The 22,467-nt window shown below is 43.6% G+C and carries 15 protein-coding genes; 4 read left to right on the top strand and 11 right to left on the bottom strand.

The window, feature by feature from the left end:
• Positions 1–38 precede the first annotated feature (38 nt).
• Entirely contained in the window at positions 39–593 is a 555-nt protein-coding gene (locus QUB77_RS24855; RefSeq protein ID WP_333178012.1) for an NYN domain-containing protein, read from the top strand.
• A gap of 573 nt (positions 594–1,166) precedes the next feature.
• Here the strand turns inward: QUB77_RS24855 and QUB77_RS24850 are convergent.
• From QUB77_RS24850 to QUB77_RS24840, 3 genes are all read right to left on the bottom strand, one after another.
• Positions 1,167–2,876 (bottom strand): NAD(P)/FAD-dependent oxidoreductase, encoded by a 1,710-nt coding sequence (locus QUB77_RS24850; protein WP_333178015.1) that lies wholly within the window; start codon positions 2,874–2,876, stop codon positions 1,167–1,169.
• A 271-nt stretch (positions 2,877–3,147) separates the two neighbouring features.
• Positions 3,148–3,372, bottom strand: coding sequence for a hypothetical protein (locus QUB77_RS24845; protein WP_333178018.1), 225 nt, complete (start codon positions 3,370–3,372; stop codon positions 3,148–3,150).
• 84 nt (positions 3,373–3,456) lie between these two features.
• The gene (locus QUB77_RS24840) at positions 3,457–4,200 is read right to left on the bottom strand and encodes a hypothetical protein (protein WP_333178020.1); all 744 of its coding nucleotides are present in this window, start codon (positions 4,198–4,200) and stop codon (positions 3,457–3,459) included.
• A gap of 468 nt (positions 4,201–4,668) precedes the next feature.
• Between QUB77_RS24840 and QUB77_RS24835 the strand changes: the two genes are divergently transcribed.
• Positions 4,669–10,596: an AAA family ATPase gene (locus QUB77_RS24835; protein WP_333323579.1), complete on the top strand. Its 5,928-nt coding sequence runs from the start codon at positions 4,669–4,671 to the stop codon at positions 10,594–10,596.
• A 110-nt stretch (positions 10,597–10,706) separates the two neighbouring features.
• Here the strand turns inward: QUB77_RS24835 and QUB77_RS24830 are convergent, their stop codons facing one another.
• The 3 genes from QUB77_RS24830 to QUB77_RS24820 form a co-directional block, all read right to left on the bottom strand.
• The gene (locus QUB77_RS24830) at positions 10,707–11,912 is read right to left on the bottom strand and encodes a glycosyltransferase (RefSeq protein WP_333178026.1); all 1,206 of its coding nucleotides are present in this window, start codon (positions 11,910–11,912) and stop codon (positions 10,707–10,709) included.
• 939 nt (positions 11,913–12,851) lie between these two features.
• Positions 12,852–14,483, bottom strand: a complete 1,632-nt coding sequence (locus QUB77_RS24825) for a polysaccharide biosynthesis protein (RefSeq protein WP_333178028.1) — start codon at positions 14,481–14,483, stop codon at positions 12,852–12,854.
• Positions 14,484–15,050: 567 nt separating this feature from the next.
• Positions 15,051–16,334 (bottom strand): PilT/PilU family type 4a pilus ATPase, encoded by a 1,284-nt coding sequence (locus QUB77_RS24820; protein ID WP_333178030.1) that lies wholly within the window; start codon positions 16,332–16,334, stop codon positions 15,051–15,053.
• Between the two features lie 282 nt (positions 16,335–16,616).
• On the opposite strand from QUB77_RS24820, the gene QUB77_RS24815 reads away from it, so the two are divergent.
• Together QUB77_RS24815 and QUB77_RS24810 are read left to right on the top strand one after the other, a co-directional pair.
• Complete coding sequence (locus QUB77_RS24815; RefSeq protein WP_333178033.1) at positions 16,617–17,786, top strand: DUF58 domain-containing protein; 1,170 nt, start codon at positions 16,617–16,619, stop codon at positions 17,784–17,786.
• 218 nt (positions 17,787–18,004) lie between these two features.
• Positions 18,005–18,460: a TerB family tellurite resistance protein gene (locus QUB77_RS24810; protein ID WP_333178036.1), complete on the top strand. Its 456-nt coding sequence runs from the start codon at positions 18,005–18,007 to the stop codon at positions 18,458–18,460.
• Positions 18,461–18,487: 27 nt separating this feature from the next.
• Here QUB77_RS24810 and QUB77_RS24805 read toward each other — a convergent pair whose 3' ends face one another.
• The 5 genes from QUB77_RS24805 to QUB77_RS24785 form a co-directional block, all read right to left on the bottom strand.
• On the bottom strand, positions 18,488–19,189 hold the full coding sequence (locus QUB77_RS24805) for a zinc-dependent metalloprotease family protein (RefSeq protein WP_333178039.1): 702 nt from the start codon (positions 19,187–19,189) through the stop codon (positions 18,488–18,490).
• 116 nt (positions 19,190–19,305) lie between these two features.
• A complete protein-coding gene (locus QUB77_RS24800) occupies positions 19,306–20,670 on the bottom strand; it encodes a VWA domain-containing protein (protein WP_333178041.1) in 1,365 nt (454 codons plus the stop codon).
• Between the two features lie 123 nt (positions 20,671–20,793).
• Positions 20,794–21,396: a TerD family protein gene (locus QUB77_RS24795; RefSeq protein ID WP_333178043.1), complete on the bottom strand. Its 603-nt coding sequence runs from the start codon at positions 21,394–21,396 to the stop codon at positions 20,794–20,796.
• A 12-nt stretch (positions 21,397–21,408) separates the two neighbouring features.
• Positions 21,409–21,984 (bottom strand): TerD family protein, encoded by a 576-nt coding sequence (locus QUB77_RS24790; protein WP_333083448.1) that lies wholly within the window; start codon positions 21,982–21,984, stop codon positions 21,409–21,411.
• A 292-nt stretch (positions 21,985–22,276) separates the two neighbouring features.
• The gene (locus tag QUB77_RS24785) at positions 22,277–22,399 is read right to left on the bottom strand and encodes a hypothetical protein (RefSeq protein WP_333178046.1); all 123 of its coding nucleotides are present in this window, start codon (positions 22,397–22,399) and stop codon (positions 22,277–22,279) included.
• Between the last annotated feature and the right edge of the window lie 68 nt (positions 22,400–22,467).

Below are 22,467 nucleotides of genomic sequence, written 5' to 3'. Positions count from 1 at the left end.
AATGTCCTATACGTGCTGGAGCTCTTCAGCCTTGAACCATGTCACCCTATGTATCACAAGCAGTTTTACTTGTAGACGGCTATAACATAATTGGACTTTGGCCTCGACTCCGAGAGAAGCGCGATCGCGACGAACTCGAAACAGCTCGCCGCGAGTTGATTGAGGTTTTAGTTAACTACAGCGCCGTTCAAGATTTTGAGGCCAGGCTGGTGTTTGACGCGCACTATCGAGATACTCCCGGCGTTAAAGAAATTATTACTAAAAATTTATCAGTGCACTACACTGACTTCGGTCAGACGGCAGATACTTATATTGAAAAATGTTGTGCTAGTTTGCGCTACGAGTTGCGATCGGTCAAAGGCAAAGGCCGCATGATTGTCGCCACCTCAGACCGAGCGCAGCAATTGACCGTAGTCGGCTACGGTGCCGAATGGATGTCCGCCGAACAACTAGCGGCTGACGTAGAATCCACCGCCCGCCGCAGCGAGCGCCGGCACAAATCCCGCAAACAAAATTCCAGTCGCTTTCTCGCCAGTTCCCTCGATCCAGAATCCCAGCAGCGCCTCGCCCGAATGAGAATGGGGCTGCATTAGCTGCTGAAACCCTCTTGCTGTATGACAAAAAAAAAGTTTGTCAAAGGCCTTGCCAAATCGAGTAAGTTCAGCTATTGTTAGTAATTGTGGGTAACAAAAACCCCCAATCCTCGGTAGCTCAGTGGCAGAGCGGTCGGCTGTAATGAATGCAAGCCTTTGGCATCAACCAAAAGCCCTAGTGACATAGCAGCTCTATCCGGTAACGGGTACTGAAAAATCGGGTGAATTCAAGGAAACCGCAGCACTTCGGGTGGCGGCAATCTTGAGCCAAGTCTGGCGAAAGGCAGCGGTTACGATCGCAAGTAGCCGGAAAGGTGCAGAGACTAGAGATGAGGAGCCTAACCAATAAATCTCATAGCGCCCGACATCCGACGACAGATCACAAACATGATTTGTAGGGATGATGAAATAGTCCGCCCCCTTCGGAAACGTTGGGATAAGTGTAACCGATTGGTCGTAGGTTCAAATCCTACCCGGGGAGTTAGTAAAAGTCTGAAGTTGGAATTTTCCAGCTTCAGACTTTTTGTTTTTTAAGACTTGAGATAGTTTGGGGTCAAGCTTTCTGGTAGCGCCTTAATTCACATCGCTGTGAGTGTGAATTAACTCACCTTCCATCGGTATGGAAATATTCAACTTAGACAACTCCGGGTTCAACATCGCCTTGACAATACCAGAACTCACCATCACCTCTAAACAGCCAAGGGCTTGATGAAGTGCTACCTGAGCGTGTTGCACAGAGAAACGCTCCCTAAACACCAGCACCAACTGCCGATAAATTTGTTCAATGTACTGAGTGCGGCTCAAAATGTCAATCAGCAAACCATAGAAACCTGTAACAGGCAACCGCTGACCGTTCTTAACATAACACTTAATCCTGTTAATTTCACCAGCATTATAAACCGCTACAAACTCAACATCAGCCTCCACTATGTCTAACTGAAACACATTGTACGCCGAAAGTAGCCAAGGAACCTCCTCCTTTGAAAAGCGCTGCATCACCTGTTTCATACAACCCAAATCAAATCCAGCAATCACCGCTTGACCCAAAATATCATTGGTAAATCCACCTTGAGCTAACCACCGAAATGCTTTTTCCGGGCTTAAATTCAACCCAGCATCCCGCGCAATTTCCCTTGAATGTTCTTGTAAATCAGTGAATTGACCGTTAGCAGCGTACCAATAATCAGCGAAGCGAATATGCTGTTCAACTCGGCTCCGTTGATTGTGGTCGTATTGAGATTTAAGCCAGTTGCCGTCGTATTTCTGCTGCTCTTGCTCTAATTCCAAAATCGTGTAAGCCAATTCACGGGCACCGGTATGAGCTAAAGTCATGCCCGCCGATAAAATTGGGTCAGCAAAACCAGCAGTTTCACCTACCAAAAACCAATTCTCTCCTACTGTTTTATCAGCCAAAAATGACCAATCTTTTGTAGTTTCAATCTTTCCCGTACTGGTAGCATTAGCGATTAACTTGTTGATGCGAGGTTCGCTATTGAGGGCTTCGGTATAGATATCCTCTGGTCGCTTTTTCAGTGACTTATAATGTTCTGCAGGGCAAACGAAGCCGATACTGGTGCGAGTTGGGCCCAAGGGAATGAACCAAAGCCACCCGTGACTCAAACTCATTACCTGTATCCGTGTGCCGCCAACGCCGATTTTATCGCCCCACTCAGCGTTTGTCCAGTAGTCCCAGATAGCGATATTTTGCAGCCGCGTCGGGCTGTTTGTCTTGACGCCCAAAGCTCGCCGTAGCACGCCAATGTGGCCGGATGCGTCGATGTAGTAGCGGGCGGTTATTTGTTCTTGCCGCAGGTGCAGGGCGGTAATGCGATCGCCCGCTACATCTACCTTAACAACCGGCGTTTCTTCTCTGACTAAGCATCCCATTTCTTCCGCGTGGCGCAGCAAAATTTCGTCATATTTTGCTCGATCGACCTGGAAAGCTGTTTGCCGTCTCTGTCCCTCAAATTTAGCAGGACGCTGTTCATCTTTAAACAATTCCGGCTTAATGAAATTAAAATCCCAAGGATTTGGATCGGTTCCCCAGCGATAGATTCCACCAATCTTAATTGGGAAGTCGGCTGCTTCTACTTTGTCCCAGCATCCCATTTCCTGAAGCACATCACTAATTTGAGGCAATTGACTTTCCCCAACGTGATCGCGAGGGAATTTTTCTTTCTCTACGATTAGCACGCTCAGATTGGGATTGTATTTCTTGATCAGACTACCAGCAGTGCTCCCAGCGGGGCCGCCGCCGACAATAACAACGTCGTAATGGCTCATATCAATCAAATAAAGGTAATAGATGCTGAATTTGGACACTGACGAAACATCGCGCGATCGCAGCAAACCATATTTCCCGAAAGTGCGATCGCTACTCTTCCCGTAGAAAGACTTGGAATGTACCTAACCTAAATTAAAGATGGATAGTCAAAGCTTAATCCCGAAGGCCCAATCACAAGATGAAGCAATATCCGATGAAGGGAACTCTCCCGCGATCGAGTAATTATTCAGCCTCGGAATGAGCGAGGCGGAATTTCGACTGTCAAACGTTTTATCCGACTGTTAGCTTATCCTCTTCCGGTATGTGAGAACTGTGGGAAATATCCAAATTCTCAGTCCAAGTATGAGCAATATCCAGATTCTCAGTCCAAGTATGAGCAATATCCAGATTCTCAGTCCAAGTGTGAGCAATATCCAGATTCTCAGTCCAAGTGTGAATAATAGTCGGTTCTAGCTCATTGATTACAGTTGAAGAATTGCTATTAACTGCTGACATGATGCCTCTCCTTCTAAGTAAGAAATTTTGTCTGATTCTAAGATTGATTTGGTTCTAAAAGTTGAAAACTTTACATCTCGTAAACTACGCAGCTTTTACAGGTTGCAAAATCTCGCGGGGTTTGGCGAAAGGTTGCTCAAAGCTATGGGTTTTTGCATAAACCAGAAGCTCAGCCGTCAGATCGGTGAAAACTTTAAACAAGTTCTCAACTACCTCACAAGTCTGTTGATAAGTCTCCTCTGTCAGTTGTATGTTTTGAATCAATTGCTGCACTTCTGGCGTCCATATAGTATGGGCTATGTCCACTTCCCAATGAAACCTGCCAAAATAAAGAAACTCTTTTTGGGTAATTGTTTGTAATTCTTGAGCAATAGGTGCCGCCGTTGACAAGAACACATTACCCGTTGCTTCTATCACTTCCATGATTGCTAACTTAGCGATCGGACTGGCCCCAAAAGCGGAGCGAAAAATTTGATGTGATACCCAACGTGATGCCTTTGTGTCTTCATTCCAAAGAAAATTCAAAGCATCACTGAACTTTAGCGATCTATCAATACCCAGTGTTTCCAAATCTTCCAGAAACCACAACCAGTGATGCTCGTCTTCATAAGTATGATTGTTAACTATTATCTGAAGAGGATCGTTGGTTGGTTCTTCTCGGAAGACATACTTGTTAAATTCACCAAAACTCATTACGAAAGGAGCAATGCAGGGAGCGAAAGCTAGGCGTTGTCTTGGGTCTATACTTTGGTCTCGCATAAACTCAAATAGCCCTGATTTAGCAAATTCTTGCTTCTTCTTTTCAATTAAAGCTAATACTTCTTTCATCGTGATGCACCTGATTTCGATCAATAAGCTAGTGAATTAATCACGAACTAACTGTGATTTGAATCAATAAGTTGTGTGTTTGACATCACCTATAATTGTGCGATCGCCTAAACCTGCGTTTTCAAGACCCAGGCGTCCTCTTCTTTACTTGGTGACTAGGCTCAAACATTGAGCAAAACGTTGAGTATATAAAAATTTGTCTGTCATGTGTGCGATCGGCATCACAGAATTTGTTACAATATGGCAATCAACTCGGTGAGGTGTCAGACCGTACATGATTAAATCGGAGTTCAAACCAGATGTTTGGCTGTCCGCCCCTCCATGCCATTTCAAAGTTTAGGCATCTCCCTATCTAAAAAATCCCTGAGTAATTACTGGTATTTTAAAAACTTTTTAGTATATAAAAATACCCCGTATATAAAAATACTTAAGTACCGTCCGCCCGATAGTCACTCAACATCAAGCAAAATGTTTACCCAAAATTTAGTCATAGATAGAATAAAACCCATGAAGGCAATTCCCGGTTACAAAATCACAGAAGTTGTTCAACTTGGTGTGAAGTCGATCATTTATCGCGGAGTCAGGGAATCCGATCGAGCGTCAGTCATTATTAAAACACTCAATACTGACTACCCCACAATAGAAGAAATTACCCGTTTGAGACATGAATACAAAATTAGCTCGAATCTCCAAATAGAAGGGATTGTTAAACCCCATAGCTTAGAAAAATATAACAACAGTTTCGCTCTGATCTTAGAAGATTGTGGTGGTCAATCTCTCAACCATTATCAAGCAGGTAAAAGCTTTAAACTTCTGAAGTTTTTGCCGCTGGCTATTCAAGTGGCACAAACTCTCGGAGAAGTGCATCAACAACAGATTATTCATAAAGATATAAAACCCTCCAATATTATCATCACTCCAGATTTTAAACAAGTAAAAATCACTGATTTTAGCATGGCAACGCGCCTCTCTAGAGAGATTCACCAAAATAGTAATACCACCGCGCTAGAAGGCACTCTAGCCTATATATCCCCAGAGCAAACTGGTCGAATGAACCGCGACCTCGACTATCGAACTGACTTCTACTCTCTAGGAATTACGTTTTATGAAATGCTGACAGGAGAGCTGCCATTTAATTCCACCGACCCCTTAGAATTAATTCACAGCCACATTGCGGTGACGCCAGTTCCTCCCCATCAACTAAACAATGAAGTCCCGCAGATAATTTCAGCTCTTGTCATGAAACTATTAGCTAAAAATGCCGAAGACAGATATCAAAGTGCCTTGGGAGTAAAAGCAGACCTGGAAAATTGTCTAACCCAGCTACAAACGACTGACAAAATAGTAAATTTTATTCCCGGGACACTTGACAAATCAGGTCAATTTTTGATTCCCCAAAAACTCTACGGTCGCACACAAGAAGTCGCTGATTTGAGGGCATCATTCGAGCGAGTCAGCTTTGGGAAAACAGAGATGGTGTTGGTAAGCGGTTACTCAGGCATCGGTAAAACCTCAGTTGTCAGTGAAATCCACAAACCAATTGTCAGGCAGCGGGGTTATTTTATTGCTGGCAAGTTTGACCAATTTAAGCGGGATATTCCTTATGCTGCAATAACTCAAGCGTTTGAATCATTAATTCAGCAGTTATTAACAAAAAGCTCAGAAGAGTTGGCAATTTGGAAAGAAAAGCTCTGGCCGCGGCTAGGTCAAAACGGTCAAATTATTATTGATGTTGTCCCTTCTCTCCAACTAATAATTGGTTCGCCGCCTGCTGTTCCACAATTGGGGCCGACAGAATCTCAAAATCGCTTTAATCGATTGTTCAAAGAATTCTTGAAGGTGTTTGCCCAAGCAGAACACCCCTTAGTTCTATTTCTGGATGATTTGCAGTGGGCAGATTTAGCTTCCTTAAAATTGATTCAGGAATTAGTTACTGACCAGGAGAGCCGATATTTTTTACTGATAGGGGCCTATCGAGATAACGAAGTCCATTCGACTCATCCTTTAGTTCAAACTGTAGAAAAAATTCAACAGACTGGTGCTCAGGTGCATCACATGACCCTCCCCTGTTTAGATTTGATCAGCGTCACTGAGCTAGTAGGGGATACTTTGGGTAATCAAACGAAAAACTTAAAGTCTTTGACAGAGTTAATTTTTAATAAAACTGGTGGAAATCCATTTTTTATAACTCAACTTCTTTCCACTATTCACTCAGAACAACTGTTAGTTTTTGACTTCACTGTTGGTGCCTGGCAGTGGGACATCACGGAAATAGAAGTCGCTGGCATTGCAGATTACAGTGTCGTTGAATTAGTTGCTCGGAATCTTCAACAATTGCCGGAGCAGACGCAGCAAGTATTAAAATTAGCTGCTTGTATGGGCAACCATTTTAATTTAGAGAATTTGGCAATTGTTACGGAAAAATCCGGCTTGCAAACGGCAGCAGATTTATGGGATGCGCTTCAAGCTGGTTTAATTCTGCCAATGAGCGATGCTTATAAAATCCCCCTGGTTGAGGACATTGACTCCGGGCTGCCAGGGCATGGGGATGGAGTTGGGAGTCGCGCTCAATACGCAATATCTTACAGGTTTTTGCACGATCGCGTACAGCAAGCCGCCTATTCTCTCATCCCTGACTCTCAGAAAAAACAAACCCACTTAAAAATCGGCTCCCTGCTGCTGAATTCAACCCCGCCATCGGAAATAGCAGAAAATATCTTTGATATTGTCAACCAACTCAATATCGGGGTGGAATTCATCACAAATGAGGAACAGCGATATGAACTAGCTAACTTTAATCTCATAGCAGGCAAAAAAGCTAAGAGTTCTGCCGCCTATGAAGCAGCACTCAAATATTTTAATGTAGGTCTAGAACTTCTACCAGAGCAAGCTTGGCAGAGTCACTACGATTTAATAATGGAACTCAATACCGAAGCGCTGGAATCGTCCTATATAAATACCAATTTTGAACTAGCGTTCCAGCTATCAGAACTTATTATATTCCGCGCTAAAAATTTGCTCGAAAAACTCAAGGTTTATGAGCTCAAAGTTGTTTTCTACTTCAATCAAAATCAACCCCAAACTTCGATAGATATAGCTCTAGAAGCTTTGAAAATGCTGGGTGTGTACATCCCTCGAACCCCACACAAACTGAATATTTTCAGCGAGCTATTTTTGACCAAACTAGCTTTAAGAAATAAGCAGATTGAGGATTTATTGGAACTGCCACCAATGACTGACCCTCATAAAATTGCGGCTATACGGATTTTAACGAATATGTGTCCTGCTGCTAGTGTAACAGCACCCGATATGTTCCCACTGATCTGCTTTAAAATAGTTATTCTTTCTCTTAAGTATGGGAATGCGCCACTGTCTAGTCAAGGGTATGGAAGTTACGGGCTGATTCACTGTGCAGTATTAGGTGATATGGATTCGGGATACCGATACGGTCAACTAGCTCAGGCACTGTTAGAACGATTCCACACCAACTTGCACAAATCTCAAATCTCGCTAATTTTTAATGGTTTTATCCGTCACTGGTCTGATCAGGTCAGGGAAAGTCTTATCGGTTTACTTGAGGGTATTCAGAGTGGACTAGAAACGGGAGATGTCAACAATGCTTGTTATTGTGCTAGTTTTTACAGCAATTATATATTGTTGAGCGGCGAACCTCTGGAGTCCGTGGAGACTAAGCAGAATCAATATATTCAAATGTTGGTGAGTTATAAGAACGAATTTATGATGAACCATACCCGACTAGGGGCACAAGTTGTCTTAAATTTGCAAGGTAAAACAGCCAATCCTTGCCTAGTGACTGGCGAACAGTTTAATGAAGAAACGATGCTGCCAGCTTTAAGGGAAAGTCAAAATAAACTGGTAATATTTTTATTATATTTGTCTAAATCATGGCTAAATTATATATTTAAAGATTATACTAAATCTGCTGAAAATGCCATAGCAGCATCAAATTATTCTGAGGGTGTGATGGGTCTGATGTATGTTCCCCTCCACAATTTTTACGAGTCCCTAGCACTCTTAGCCTTGTATCCCGCAGCTTCAAAAAGCGAGCAGAAAAAACATTTGAAAAAAGTTGCTTCGCTTCAGAAAAAAATGAACCATTGGGCTTTAAACTCTCCGGGAAATTATCAGCACAAATATGACTTAGTAGAGGCCGAGAAAGCGCGAGTATTGGGACAATATGAAAAAGCGGCTCTGTATTACGATCGAGCCGTGAAAGGAGCATCGAAGAATCAATATATCCACGAAGAAGCTCTAGCCAATGAACTAGCGGCCGAATTTTATCTAGCTAACGGTCGAAATAAAGTCGCTCAGACTTATCTGATAGATGCTTACTACGGCTATATTCACTGGGGAGCAACCGCCAAGGTAAAACATTTGGAGTCACAGTATCCGATCTCTTTACCCCCTGCATCGGTGGGAAAAGCCAGCGCCGATCGAACTATTACTAGCACTAATTATAGCACGAGCAGCAGTCACAGCAGTTTATTGGATTTGACAACTGTTGTTAAAGCATGTCAAGCGCTAGCTAGCGAAATTGTGTTGGACAAGTTGTTAGAAAAGTTAATGAAAATGGCGATCGAGAATGCTGGGGCACAAAAAGGTTTTCTCCTGATGCCCAAGGACGGAAAATTGCGGATTGAAGCAGTGGCATCGGTGGAGTATTCGGACGTTGCAGTTGAACAATGCCCTAGAGTATCTCCTGCAGAGGTTTTGCCAATAACGGTGATTAATTATGTTGAAAGGACGCGCTCTGATGTTGTTTTAAACGATGCCTCTAAGGAAGGTCTATTTACCGACGACCCCTATATTAAAAGGCAGCAAGTGAAATCGGCGCTTTGTACTCCTATTCTGAATCAAAGCAAACTCGTAGGTGTCCTTTATCTGGAAAATAATTTAGCTACTGAAGCGTTTTCTCCAACTAGGTTGGAGGTTTTGAAAATTCTTTCTTCCCAAGCTGCTATCTCTTTAGAAAATGCGGTACTTGTTGCTAATTTGTCGGAGGCTAAGGAACAGTTGGAGGATTATTCGCGAACCCTGGAGGTGAGAGTAGAAGAGCGCACGCAGGAATTAAAGACTAAAGAAGCTAAGCTGCAAGAAGCTCAAAAACTGGCGCACCTCGGCAACTGGGAATTTGATTTGGAGGGGGATAAATTAACTTGGTCTGAGGAAGTATTCCGAATTTTTGGCCTTGACCCTAAACTACCAGAACCCACTATTTTGGAACACAAGAAGCAAATTCATCCAGATGACCTAAAGTTGTGGTTAGAGGAAGTAGAGCAGATTAGTCGGTTAGGAAATCCTTGCGAGTATGAGATGAAAATTTTGCGCCCTGATGGAGCTGTCAGATATATTTATGTTAAGGCGCAAGCTATTTTTGATGGCGGTAAGGTGATTAAGTTATTTGGGACGATACAGGACATTACGGATCGCAAGTTAGCGGAGGATGCTTTGCGACTGTCTGAGGGGCAATTGAGAGAAAAAGCGAAACAATTAGAAGTTACTTTGTCCGAATTACGCTCGACGCAGACTCAACTAATTCAAACGGAAAAAATGTCTTCTTTGGGGCAGTTGGTGGCGGGGGTTGCTCACGAAATCAATAATCCAATTAATTTCATTTATGGCAATGTTCTCCATGCTAACGATTATAGCTCGGATTTGCTGGGATTGATTGAGCTTTACCAGGAGTCTTACCCGAATGCTAATCCTCAGATTGTTGCTAAAACAGAAGATATTGACCTCGCTTTTATTCAAGAAGATTTGCCCAAAATTCTAAAATCAATGCAGGTTGGAGTCGATCGCGTTCGCAATATTGTGCTGTCGCTGCGGAATTTCTCACGCCTGGATGAAGCCGAGATGAAACCAGTGGATATTCACTCCGGGATTGATTCGACTCTGCTCATTTTGCAGCACAGGTTGAAAAAGGATGCAGTCGGACATGGCATTGAGGTAGTTAAAGAGTACGGTCAACTGCCGGAGGTAAATTGTTATGCTTCTGGGTTAAATCAGGTGTTTATGAATATTTTGAGCAATGCAATTGATGCAGTGGAGTTAGGAGTTGGGCGACCGGAGACAAGTGCCAAACTAGAAAATCCTTTATCTCCAATCTTTGATCGAAAGATTAAGATTCGGACTGAGTTAGGCGACAAAAACTTGGTGAGAATTTATATTGCTGATAATGGTCGGGGAATGACGGAGGAAGTACGATCGCGAATATTTGACCCTTTCTTTACTACAAAATCTGTGGGTCAAGGTACCGGTTTAGGGTTGAGTATCAGTTATCAGATTGTAGTAGAGAAACACGGCGGGAAGTTAATGTGCTTTTCCGAGCCCGGTGAGGGGGCTGAGTTTGTGATTGAAATTCCCGTGAAGCAGTGAAGTTTTTTTATAAGATTTTTTTAACCGCAGATGAACGTAGATACAATTCTATCTGCCTTCATCTGTGTTTCTCTGCTGATATCGGTGGTTAAAACTTCTCAATCTAAATATTAAACATCGCGTTCTGTTCGTACCCATTTGGTTTGCCGTTTCAGGAGAAAACCTAGATACAAAGGGATTTTCCAAAGGATGTAAAAAGGTACAGATAAAAGAGTTGATCCAGAAATATCGGCACGCCCGAATTTTGCCCAAGCGCTGACAATTGAAATTAAAATCAGCAATCCTTGTACTGCTAACAAGACGGCGGGAATTGAGGATGTTCCCAAAATTGCTGCTAGTAAAGAGGCGGCAAAAGCAGCTAGCCAAATAGCGACTAACAGCGACAGGGGAGGGACGGATAAGTCTAGGGCGATCGCCAATAAGTCAAAACGTTTTTGCTCGACTGAAGCTGCTGTCAGCCGGGGAGTTTGAGTTAACAATGTCTGTATGTGACCGTGTTCCCACCTGGTTCTTTGACTTTTAGCTGCTTGCTGCTGCTGTGGCAAACACCCGGTGACGTTGGCATCGGGGCAGAATACTGTTGGATGTCCGGCGATCGCCAAATCCAAACTCATCTGCATATCTTCAACAATATTGCTGCTAGCGAGGGAAACCGAGCGAATTATCGACCAGGGAAAAGCCATGCCAGTACCTGTTAGTAATGATGGGAAGCCTAACTTTTTTAATCCGCTGGGACGGACTAAGTTTTTCACAAGAAATGCTAAAGCAGAAATGGAATCTTTCGGAGTAGGATTGGGTGGCTGTTCCATGAGATAAGTTGCTTGCACTGGTCTTTGTTCAGCAACTGCAACCCTGGCTAATTTTTCTATAGAGTCTGGCTGACAGATGCAGTCTGCGTCAACCATGATGACTACTTCGGGGGGGTCTGATTCGATGGACTGCAAGCCAAAATCCAGTGCGTATCCTTTGCCCTTGCGTTCTGTGTCTTGTCGCTCGATCGCACTTGCACCGCACTTACGGGCGATTTCTGCTGTGGCGTCGGTGCAGTTGTCAGCAATCACTAACAGGCGGTCTTGAGGTGTTAGCTGCGGCAATATGGTGGAGATTGTCGCGGCAATTCCTGCTGCTTCGTTGTAAGCGGGAATTAAAACTGCTACTTTGGGGCGGGGCGCTTTAGTTTCCGCTGTCTCGCCCTGGCCCGACAATAAAGCTGCACTGCATTCTAGAAATAGAACTGCAACGGGAATTAGAAGGATAAGGGCGATCGCCAATAGCACAACATCAATCAATAGGAAGAGTAGCTGATTAATTTCCACAATTCTAGTACCTTAATTTAATTTTATTGGTTGCGTTCCTTGAGTTTATTTAATCTAATTGCACCTTTGTTAACTCACAGCGCCCCTCTATCTAAAGTATCATCCTATCATCCCTGCAAAAAATCACCCTTATCACCTTTGTTGTGAGGGCTTAAGTCCTCCTAAAACTACTAGGACGATCGTCATCACTACAAATTAATTTGATGGCAGTTGTGCGATTGCAAATCATATCATATTATGTCAATTATGACAATCTTAAGTCACTCCATTTAATTAAACCTCAAACAAGCCCAGACTGGAGAAACCCGGTTTCTTTTAGAAACCAGGTTTCTTAATTCTGTTTTTAACATGACTTATACCAATTATGTATGAAGCTGCATAGAATGGGAAGCCTGAAATCTTTTCTGGTCAAGGATCTATTCTATGCAGCTTCACAGAAAATTGGTATTACGCAAAAATGGTTTAACCCGGTACTTATAGCCGTAAGGTGCGCACTGCGCACCCTACATAGGTACTTATAGCCGTAAGGTGCGCACTGCGCACCCTACATAGGTACTTATAGCCGTAGCGCACTGCGCACCCTACATAGGTACTTATAGCCGTAAGGTGCGCACTGCGCACCCTACATAATTAGGTTCTGCGTCCAGGACTGCTTAATCAGCTAAGTAAGGTGCGCACTGCGCACCCTACATAATTAGGTTCTGCGTCCAGGACTGATTAATCAACTAAGTAAGGTACGCACTGCGCACCCTACATAATTAGGTTCTGCGTCCAGGACTGCTTAATCAGCTAAGTAAGGTGCGCACTGCGCACCCTACATAATTAGGTTCTGCGTCCAGGACTGATTAATCAACTAAAAACTTAGTCGATGTTTAGCTCATTCACCCCGAGGGGGTGAGCACTCAGGAAGCAATCTCCCAACTCAAAACTATGTTCAAGCTACGCTGCATCAGGCATAGCAACAGGTTCAGATTTTATGGTGGTGAACTGTGCCGGGGGTGCAAATTCTCTGAGGTATCTCGAAAGCGATCGCAAATAGCCCACTTCTGCTTGAATTGAATCCAGCGTAGAAAGACTCTCAACTAAATCATCAAATTCATCAGCAGTAACTCCAGCACAGTTCAAGACTTCTTGGTTAAGCCGCCCGCAGATTCCTTGCAGGAGGAGTTCGATAATCTCGCTATAGTCAGCGATTTCGGTTCCGTAACCTTGCAATTTTTTGGGATTGATTCCCCACTGCAAAATCTTCAACAAGTCTTCAGGGGCACTCCACGCAAAAGAGGAAGCAATCACTTCTTTTTCCGCTGCCACAAGAGCGTGCTTGATTTGCACTTCGGGGAAATCTGGATCGATGATTAAGCTTTCCAGCTTCGACACTTGTTTATCTAACACAGGCAAAGAAAAAGGAGCTAATTCTACGCTCACCATGTCGCCAGTATCGTTAACACTTCTAAAAGGATCTTCCAACACATTAATTAGGAGGTGAATGTCTGTAGGTTTTTTCCAGTCAAACTGTCCAAGGAAAAATGGTTCTTCATATCCCGGCAAAAGTCCTTGAAAATAAATCGGCAGATTTTTGCCTGATTCAAGAATTTTATAAAGAGCTACTTCCAAGGTTTCTGTTGGCCAACCGAGATTACTTACAGCAACAAATTTCAGTTTTCCGGGAACGGACACAATCAGAGAATTCAGCAATAAATGTACGGCTTCAAAAAGATTTTGAGCAGTTACGTAGCGGTGGGGAGCGTGAACGTTGACTGTTTTACCTTGCTCTACTTTTTTGGACATTTGCTCGCAGAACAAGCTATTTTCCAACATATGAGTAAAGCGAACCATCCCGTAAGTGACATTTCCTTCTTGAGCTGCTTTAGCAAATTGCCATTCGGCAAACTTCTTCGAGGCGGCGTAAACTTCGGTTGTAAAATATCGAGATGTTTTGCCTGTGGAAGAGAAGACGCAGTGTTCTACGCCGTATTCTTCGCAGAGTTGGATGACGTGTTTACATCCTAACAGGCTGGTTGTAACTGTTTCTCGGATTTTGATTTCAGCTAGTCCGGGTTGGCGTTGCGCTGCTAGGTGAAAAACAATTGCTGGTTTTTCTACCTCAAATATGTGTCTGAGCGCGTTGAGGTTGCGAATGTCAACGGCATAGAAAGTTACAGCACCTTCTTTGGTAAAAAGCGGGAGATTTTCTTCGGGGTTTTGACATCGGGCGTTGTCTGTGGAAATGATTTTAGTTGCGCCTAATTCGAGGAGTTTTTCGATTAAGAAACGACCGACACATCCTTCTCCACCTGTGATGAGGATGCTTTTTCCTTTGATTTTGCGACTGACTGCGGATGCGTATAGGTGAATGGTGCGACCCCGCACGTCGCTAAAAGGTTCGCTTTCTAATTGTCCGTCGGCTTGATAGGCTGCGATTAGCTGTGCGGTCAGAGTTTGGAGAGCCTGGATGATTTCTGGATCTTGCGGTTCCGGGGAACCGGGGGGAACTAGCTGCTGGATGCGCTCAATTATTTCCGCTTTGCTGGCACCTTCAAACACTTCTCTTTGGTTAAATGCACTCTTCACTTTTTTTGCTCCTTTAAATTCTAGAAATACCGTTGCTGATAAGCGACTTGTTAAGCAAATTTTCGAGGGACAGAATCTTTAAAAGTCTGCTTGGTTTTAGGATTTTTTAGACTAAAAGCTACTTAATGGGAAAGACACGCCATCGGCTCTGCTTGTAGTTTTATTAAGCGCTTTGGTAACCTGCTTGCTTGTGCGATCGGCAAATATCGGCAAAGTCGGAATGTTCTCTGTCCAAAATTTGTCACTACAACTATATACTTAAATGGCTGAGTGTTGGCAATACTCGGAACATATCTTTACTATTTCTTTGCAATAACCTACGAGTTTCCACGTAATTTTAAAGTTTATGTAAAGTAGGGTCTACGTTTAAAAAACTTAACAATATACTCGACATTGATTCTCACATTTTAGTTTTTAATTAAAATGTATTTTTGGTTACTAAATTTAGTTTAATTTTAAGTAATAATACGCACAAAAGCCTTAATCAAATATTTCCGTCTGCTAAAAATCTTGTTACTTGATGGGTGGGGTAGTCCTGCAGTGCCTACCCCTGTATGTGTGCTGCTACTAGGCGCGAACGCTGCGTTCTTTTTTGCTGCCTTCAAAGCCACGAGCGTCGGCAACATCGTAGCCTCCTGTCCGCAAACGGCGGTCTAAATCGCTGGCTTCGGGAGAAATTTTTGCTGCTTCTTCGATCGTCACTCTACCTTCAAGCACCAGTTTGTAAAGACCCTGGTTGATAATCTGCATTCCTTCGTAAGTATCATGTTCCATTAATCGGACAGCTTCATCATCAGCACCTTTCATCAAGTAATCGTGCATGGCAGGTGTATTCACCAAAATATCGTGAACTGCTACCCGACGGTTGTCAACTGTTGGCAGCAAAAGTTGAGCAATTACCGCTACTAAAGAATCGCAAATTTGAATCCGCATCGCCTGTTGTTCTTCGGGGGGGTAGAGGTTCAACAACCGATTAATAGCGTTAATGGCGCTGCGAGTGTGGAGAGTGCCCAATACTAAGTGACCAGTTTGAGCTGCTTGCAACGCTGTATTAATGGTAACGCGATCGCGCATTTCCCCGATCAGAATTACATCTGGATCTTCCCGCAAAACAGCCCGCAAAGCCTGCTGAAACTCGTGGGTATGCAAGCCGACTTCCCGCTGGCTTACCAGGCATTTTTTAGAGGGGTGAATAAATTCGATCGGGTCTTCAATTGTAACTACGTGCTTTTGCTCCATCTGGTTGAGGTGGTCGATCATCGCAGCTACGGTTGTCGATTTCCCCGAACCGGTAGGCCCTGTAACCAATATTAATCCCTGCGATCGCAAAATGATACTTTTGAAAACTTCTGGCAACCTCAAGGAATCGATAGTAGGTATTTCCAAACTAATCAACCGCAATACCATCGCACCGCCGCTGAGGGAATCAAAACAGTTTAGCCGACACCGCACGAAGCCAGGGTAAAAAATTGCTGAATCTAATTCCTTGGTAGTTGCAAACTGTTTTCGCTGTTCGGGGGTGAGAATTTCGGCTAGGTACTGTTCAAAAATTTCTGGCGTTACTTTGGGGTGGGCGGTTGCTACTTGCATCGCGCCACGAATCCGAAATCGAGGTACTTGACCGACTCGAATGTGAATGTCGGAAGCGCTCGCTGCATGGGCATCTCTGACCATTTGTTCGATCGTACTGACGGGTGTCTCAACAGACCGCTTCTGGGCTGCGGGGGGCGCACTCGGCGCTGGTGCAGGAGGTGGCGCGGGAGTTGCAGCCAAGGGCGGGGGCGGCGGCGGTGTTCGTCGGCGGGCTTGAGCCTCTGGTTGAACGGGTGTAGGATTGTTTAATGGGTTCATTTTTTGGTCTCCAGTCAGTCTATTTTAGATTTTAGATTTTAGATTTTAGATTTACTCCACAGATTAATCTGGGAGCAGGAACTAGAGTCTAAAATTTTGGGCTCGACCCTGACTGAGTGTCGGGGGCTTGTATCCGTTTTTGGGCGGGGTCAATGTAGATTTATTGCGAAAAAATGCCAGATTTCTAATCTAATCGATCGCAGCTAATTCGGTGTTAAATGCTGAGACTATTTTACAATTAGGCTTGATAGGGCGATCGAGTAATTAACAATTTAAACTCCTATGAACATCGGTCACAAAATCGCCGACTGGCTCGAAAATCGTGCTGTTACCCCTGCCTACGCGGGTTGGCTGCTCTTGGGGATGACGGTTTTCTTTTTTGGGTCGGCGACTAATACAATGTCTGGGTGGCTGTACGTGCTCAGCGGTGGGGGTTTGGCGCTGTTGGGAGTAGCGGCGGTTTTGCCTGGAAAATCGCTCCGTTCGCTGGAAGTCCGTCGCCGGACGATCGAACCAGTGAGTGCGGGGGATCAAATCACCGTTGAACTAGAAATCGAAAATAGCGCCCGCCAACCTAAGACTCTATTGCAAGTCGTAGACATCTTGCCGTTTGTATTGGGAGAACCGATCGTCCGCCCGATCGAAGTCATAGAGCCGAACAGTATATACAGGGATACATACTATCTGGAAGTCCGGCAGCGCGGCGTCTATCGTTGGCAAGAGGTAAACTTGAGGACGGCGGCACCTTTAGGGTTGTTTTGGTGCCGGCGCAGTCGCGCAGTCAAAGCGGTGGCGGTTGTGTATCCACAAGTTTTGCCGTTGAGCACTTGTCCTTTGATCGATCGCATCGGTCAAGAAGACAGCCCGCAATTTTATAATCGCAGTCGATCGCAAACTGCCACCGAAGGCCTCACCCGCAACCTGAGACCTTACCGCCACGGAGACCCCACCCGCCTAATTCACTGGCGCACCAGCGCCCGCTACGGAGAACTGCGGGTGAGAGAGTTAGAAGTTGCAGCCGGCGGTCAAGAAATTATTATTGCTCTCGACAGCGCTGCAGCGTGGCAGCCAGAAGAATTTGAACGAGCCGTGACAGTTGCAGCGTCTCTTTACTTCTATGCTAGCAAGCGCCTGTTAAACGTCAAACTTTGGACTGCCGGGACTGGACTCGTTTCGGGCAACCGCGTAGTTTTGGAAACTTTAGCGGCGGTTAATGCTGGGGAAGATGCGGTTGAGAATCGGCCGAAACTGCCGATAATTTGGCTGACTCAAAACTCTGCAACTTTGAGCACTCTTTCCATAGGAAGCCGCTGGGTACTCTGGCCGTTGGCAACTGCTGAAACAGGCGAAAAAATGTTAGTCAAACATGAGTTACCCGGTTTGACAATTCGCTCTGACCGACCGTTAGAACTTCAGTTACAAGATACTCTGGAAAGAGCGGTTAGTTATTAAGTAAGATAGACCACGAAAAAACCGGTGAAAGAGCGATTAGTTATGAAGATTGACGTGATTAATTTAAAATCTCAAGAACCATGATACACTACAGGAGTGTAATTGATAAAGTTAAGGGTCTTACAGGGTCTGGCAATTGCTTGGCAAGTTAAGAGCAGCTTAGATTACTGTGACTCCGGTCATAAACATCATATCTCATTCACCAAACAGGAGAAAAAATGACTTTCTGGGAGAAATTAAAGCAGAACGTATCACAAATCAATGATTCTCTGCAAACCAATATTTCCAAGTTTAAAAATAATGATTTTGCTGATGCCTCAATGGCAATATGTGCATTGATTGCTGCTGCTGATGGCACTATCAATACCGAGGAAAGACAAAAAACGGCGGCTCTAATAGTTTCAAATGAAACACTCAAAATTTTTCCGGCGTCGGAGTTAAAGCAAAAATTTGATTTTTATTGTGAGAAGCTATCACAAGACTTCGATTTTGGTAAAGTTGAGGCTATCCAAGCGATAGGGAAACTTAATAAAAAACTAGATCAAGGTCGTGCCGTCATCCAAATTGGCATTATTATCGGTGGTGCCGATGGTAATTTTGACAAAGATGAAAAGAAGGTTGTCAAAGAAGCTTGCCATGCTGTGGGCATTAATCCTGGGGAATTCGATCTCTAAATTCAGCTATTTTATGGTTCTAGCCAATCAATTATTCAAGGCTTTATATCTGCGAATAGCATTGTTCATTGAGTTTATTTGCTCTGCATGAAATGAGGGAGGCATTAAGCTATGAACAGTATGAACGAGTCCATCGTGCATGACATCGGTCGGAAGTGCTGAGTGATCGAGTCCTAGTGTGTGTCCTATTTCATGGGCAATGGTATTTGCAATTAAGTTAGATAGTTGATTGACACTAAGGCTGGCATTGTAAGAAGCATAGAATACTTGATCAATCCGAATAATCGCCCGATCTGTAACCATTCCCGACTTGAAGCTAGCCACGCCGAGATAGTCAACCGGCTGGCTATCCGCGAATATATAAACATGGGTAAAATCTTCGCCCCACTCTTGGCGATCGGGGGTATCAGATGTCAAAAATACTTTGATGCTTCTAAATGCACCGTAGAGTTTGGAGAAAGCGTCCATCAGTAGGGAAAAGATCGCTTCTCTATTTTCGGGTGCGACATCCATTCCTGATACATCTACCCAAATACAACGGCGACAATCGCTATCATTATCAATTAGAACTCTTCCACAGGAAGGGCAAAACTCCCACTCAGGCTGGATACGGGAACGACAGCCCTGACAGCGGAGTTTGGGGGGTTTAGTCAGGTTTAGCCGTTGAGAAAGGGGGAGTTTTAGCTTGCGATTGTGTTTGGTTAGGTCTAGGCGATCGTACAGAGACATTGACTGATTGTAGGAATTTTTTATCGTAATATTCTTGTTAATTTGAGCTAATTTCAGCTAGGGCTATGGGTTGAGTTGATAGTTGCCACAGTCTGCAACAAAATGCTCGGATTTCCCTATTTTAAGATCCCTTTCAATCTTGCCTGCTTAATCCAAGCGGGAAATTCATTCAGCAGTCTTTCATACAATTGTTCATCAGTGATTTTTCCCAAATCGTCTAAATGAAAAAAGTTAGCGTTATCAACCAGCCGGCCACCCATACTGTCTAGTCTTTCCAGAATTCCATAGTTAAAACCAGCCAATCCCACAAATTGCCAAAAAATCGGATATTTTGCAGCTTCAACTATAGATTTTTTAATTTCTTGCTCATTAGTAACGCCTCCATCACTGAGGAAAACAATAAATGTAGGCAGTTTACTAGCCTTTTCCTGAGTATACTTCTTTATGACATCTTGTATTACCAAACTTTCATTGTTTCCCCCGCCTAATTCCAGCATCAGAGAAGGCATTTTAAAAACAAGTAAAGCTCTCTTCATTTCGCCGGCTTCTTTTGTGATATAGCCATCAACATTTGTCTCCGTCACCGAGCTTGTTCTTTTGAATGTTGAACCAAAAAACCAAACATCTAATGTAGCATCATCATCTAGTCTGCTAGCTACTGGAACTATTCTTTCAAGGAACGCTTGCACTGCACCAGAACTATATTGATGGCTCATAGAGCCAGAAATATCCAAAACCAAAGCGACTCTTGCTAGGATACCCTCAATCCCTTTCTTTTTAAGACAAATATCTACTTTTGCTTTTAAAAGGATTATATCTGCTTTTTTTGTAATATCAATAGGTTGCTGTTTGGTCTCTTTTTCAGGTTCAGGAGTTAAGACAGGCTTGTCTACTTTCTTCTCTTCCTGTTTAGTATCAACAAAATACCGATCTACAAAACTTTGCAAGCCGGCATTATAGCCTTCTCCTACTGCTTGAAATCTCCATGCCAAATCTTTTCTATACAATCTGCCAAACTCCAAAGCTGTCTCTTGAGAAAAAGCTTCTTTTAAATCGTACCGAGCTAACTCGACTCCTGTTTCCTGGTTGTAAAGCCTGATAAACGCATTTTTAACTTGGCTGAAATTTTGATTTTTTTCCAGCCCTTCGTGAATAGTGACAACAAAAACTATTTGCTCAATAGCAATCTTGACTTTTGTCAAATCTACGTAGATCGTCTCATCATCATCTTCGCCTTGCCCAGTTCTGTTATCTCCTGAATATCTTAAAGAACCATCCAGTGACTTCAGATTATTATAGAATACAAAGTATTTTTCATGAATTATTTTGCCGGCAGCGCCTAACATAAACACAGAAGCATCAATATCATAGCTCTGACCAACCTGGCTCACCTCCCAACCTAAGCCAATCGCCACCTGTTTTAAATCGGGAGCAGCTTTAGAAAGACTTAATCTTTCACCTTTGGTTAATTGGATTCCCATTCTATTGGTTTTCCTTCAATGTAAATTCGGCTGATTAGCTATTCTCAACAAAAAAAGGTTTCGATCGTTGTAGCCCACTTCGGATTCCAGCAAGTAGAAAGCATCTAGGTATTGAGCGAGTTGTTAAGCATAGGTTTTCACAAGTTCCTGTAACCCATTAACCTTAACACCGTTACCGATCGCCGCCATTTTCCACTCATCATTATGCTTGTAGATTTCTGCCATGAGCATCCCCGTCATGCCTTTGTATTCAGAACCTGATAGGTTATATTTTGCGAGTTCTTGATTATTAGACGTATTAACCAAACGCACAAACGCATTTTGAACTTGTCCGAAGTCTTGCTTGCGTGCCATGCAATCGTAAATGTTAACTGTAAAAACCAGTTTGACAATTTGCGAGGGAATTCGAGATAAATCGACGAGAATTTGCTCGTCATCTCCCTCTCCCGCCCCTGTGAGATTATCACCTAGATGCGTAATAGCTCCTGAACGGTGGGAGAGATTGCCAAAATAAACGATATTGGTCATATCATTCACTTTGTCATTTCGATCTAAACAAATCACTGAGGCATCCAAGTCATAATCTGGAACACTACTAAAAGCCCCAAACAAACCTCCACCTGAGCGTTTCGCCACATCCCAGCCTAATCCGCAGATCAGTTTTGTTAGCCCTGGCGCTTCTTTGGAAAGCGAGATGCGCTGTCCTTTTTGTAGGTTAATTCCCATGTGTTTTACCTTTTAGCTATAGCGATCGAGTAATGCTTGTAAACCACCTTGATAGCCGGCTCCCACTGCATTGAGACGCCACTCACCGTCTTTCCGGTAAAGTTCAGCCATGATCAGTGCTGTCTCTATGGAATAATCTTCTACCAGGTCATAGCGAACAGCTTCCTGTTGTGTTTGGGCATTAACGATTCGCACGAAGGCATTTTGCACCTGACCAAAATTTTGACGGCGTTGCTGTGCTTCATGGATGGTTACAGTTACAAGAATTTTTTGGACATCATTAGGCACTTTTTTGAGGTTGATTTTGATAACTTCATCATCCCCCTCGCCGGCCCCCGTGAGATTATCTCCCATGTGCTGCACTGATTTGTCGGGATCTGGACTTGTGAGATTGTTATAAAAAATGAAGTGATTGTCAGAAATTAATTTTTCGTTAGCACCTAACAGGAACAATGATGAGTCTAGGTCAAAGTCTGAACCCGTGTCTGTAGCTTTAACGTCCCATCCCAGTCCTATGAATACTTCTGAGAGACCGGGTGAAACTTTCTCAAGCGATACCCGTTGTCCTTTGGTCAGAGATACTGCCATGATTCAATCTTCCTCTTTTTTATTAGAAGTGGTTATGGAGGGAGCCGCCGACTTGAAAACTTTTTTAAGTTTTTGCTGGAAATAGTTGGAGAATTTTAAATCTTAAATAAAAGAATATTAGCTAACTGTGCCGATGTCAATAGGGATTACAACTCTTAATTATTTTTTGGGTGTGAGTACAAAGCAATCATGCCCTGCCTCCCACAGTTGTGTAATCTCAGCTTGGGTTATCGTGCTTGTGTATTTTGACAAACTCTCGGAACTTGACCGTGTTTTGTGATGCAAGTGACCATTACCAGGCTGTTTCCACAATGCCCTCCGTTTGGAAGTCTCCTGTGTTGCAATACCATCGACTTGGGGCGTCTATGGTGTTGCGACGAATTCCCAACTCTTGAGAGGCTTCGATTTTCTTCATGCCATTCGATCGCTGGGATGACCTGATGAAGGAGGTATAAATGTACAGTTTGGGCCCAAAAGTCGGCG

It is taken from the genome of Microcoleus sp. AT9b-C3, assembly GCF_036705485.1.
Taxonomy (GTDB): domain Bacteria; phylum Cyanobacteriota; class Cyanobacteriia; order Cyanobacteriales; family Microcoleaceae; genus Microcoleus.
Note: the sequence above shows the minus strand (reverse complement) of the source record. Positions and strands in the feature narration are given on the sequence as shown.

Coding starts and splice junctions, on each gene's coding strand:
- QUB77_RS24820 (WP_333178030.1), bottom strand. CDS start 16,334: ATGAACCCATTAAACAATCCTACACCCGTTCAACCAGAGGCTCAAGCC.
- QUB77_RS24840 (WP_333178020.1), bottom strand. CDS start 4,200: ATGAAAGAAGTATTAGCTTTAATTGAAAAGAAGAAGCAAGAATTTGCT.
- QUB77_RS24790 (WP_333083448.1), bottom strand. CDS start 21,984: ATGGCAGTATCTCTGACCAAAGGACAACGGGTATCGCTTGAGAAAGTT.
- QUB77_RS24785 (WP_333178046.1), bottom strand. CDS start 22,399: ATGAAGAAAATCGAAGCCTCTCAAGAGTTGGGAATTCGTCGCAACACC.
- QUB77_RS24800 (WP_333178041.1), bottom strand. CDS start 20,670: ATGGGAATCCAATTAACCAAAGGTGAAAGATTAAGTCTTTCTAAAGCT.
- QUB77_RS24845 (WP_333178018.1), bottom strand. CDS start 3,372: ATGTCAGCAGTTAATAGCAATTCTTCAACTGTAATCAATGAGCTAGAA.
- QUB77_RS24805 (WP_333178039.1), bottom strand. CDS start 19,189: ATGTCTCTGTACGATCGCCTAGACCTAACCAAACACAATCGCAAGCTA.
- QUB77_RS24815 (WP_333178033.1), top strand. CDS start 16,617: ATGAACATCGGTCACAAAATCGCCGACTGGCTCGAAAATCGTGCTGTT.
- QUB77_RS24835 (WP_333323579.1), top strand. CDS start 4,669: ATGTTTACCCAAAATTTAGTCATAGATAGAATAAAACCCATGAAGGCA.
- QUB77_RS24795 (WP_333178043.1), bottom strand. CDS start 21,396: ATGGGAATTAACCTACAAAAAGGACAGCGCATCTCGCTTTCCAAAGAA.
- QUB77_RS24810 (WP_333178036.1), top strand. CDS start 18,005: ATGACTTTCTGGGAGAAATTAAAGCAGAACGTATCACAAATCAATGAT.
- QUB77_RS24850 (WP_333178015.1), bottom strand. CDS start 2,876: ATGAGCCATTACGACGTTGTTATTGTCGGCGGCGGCCCCGCTGGGAGC.
- QUB77_RS24855 (WP_333178012.1), top strand. CDS start 39: ATGTCACCCTATGTATCACAAGCAGTTTTACTTGTAGACGGCTATAAC.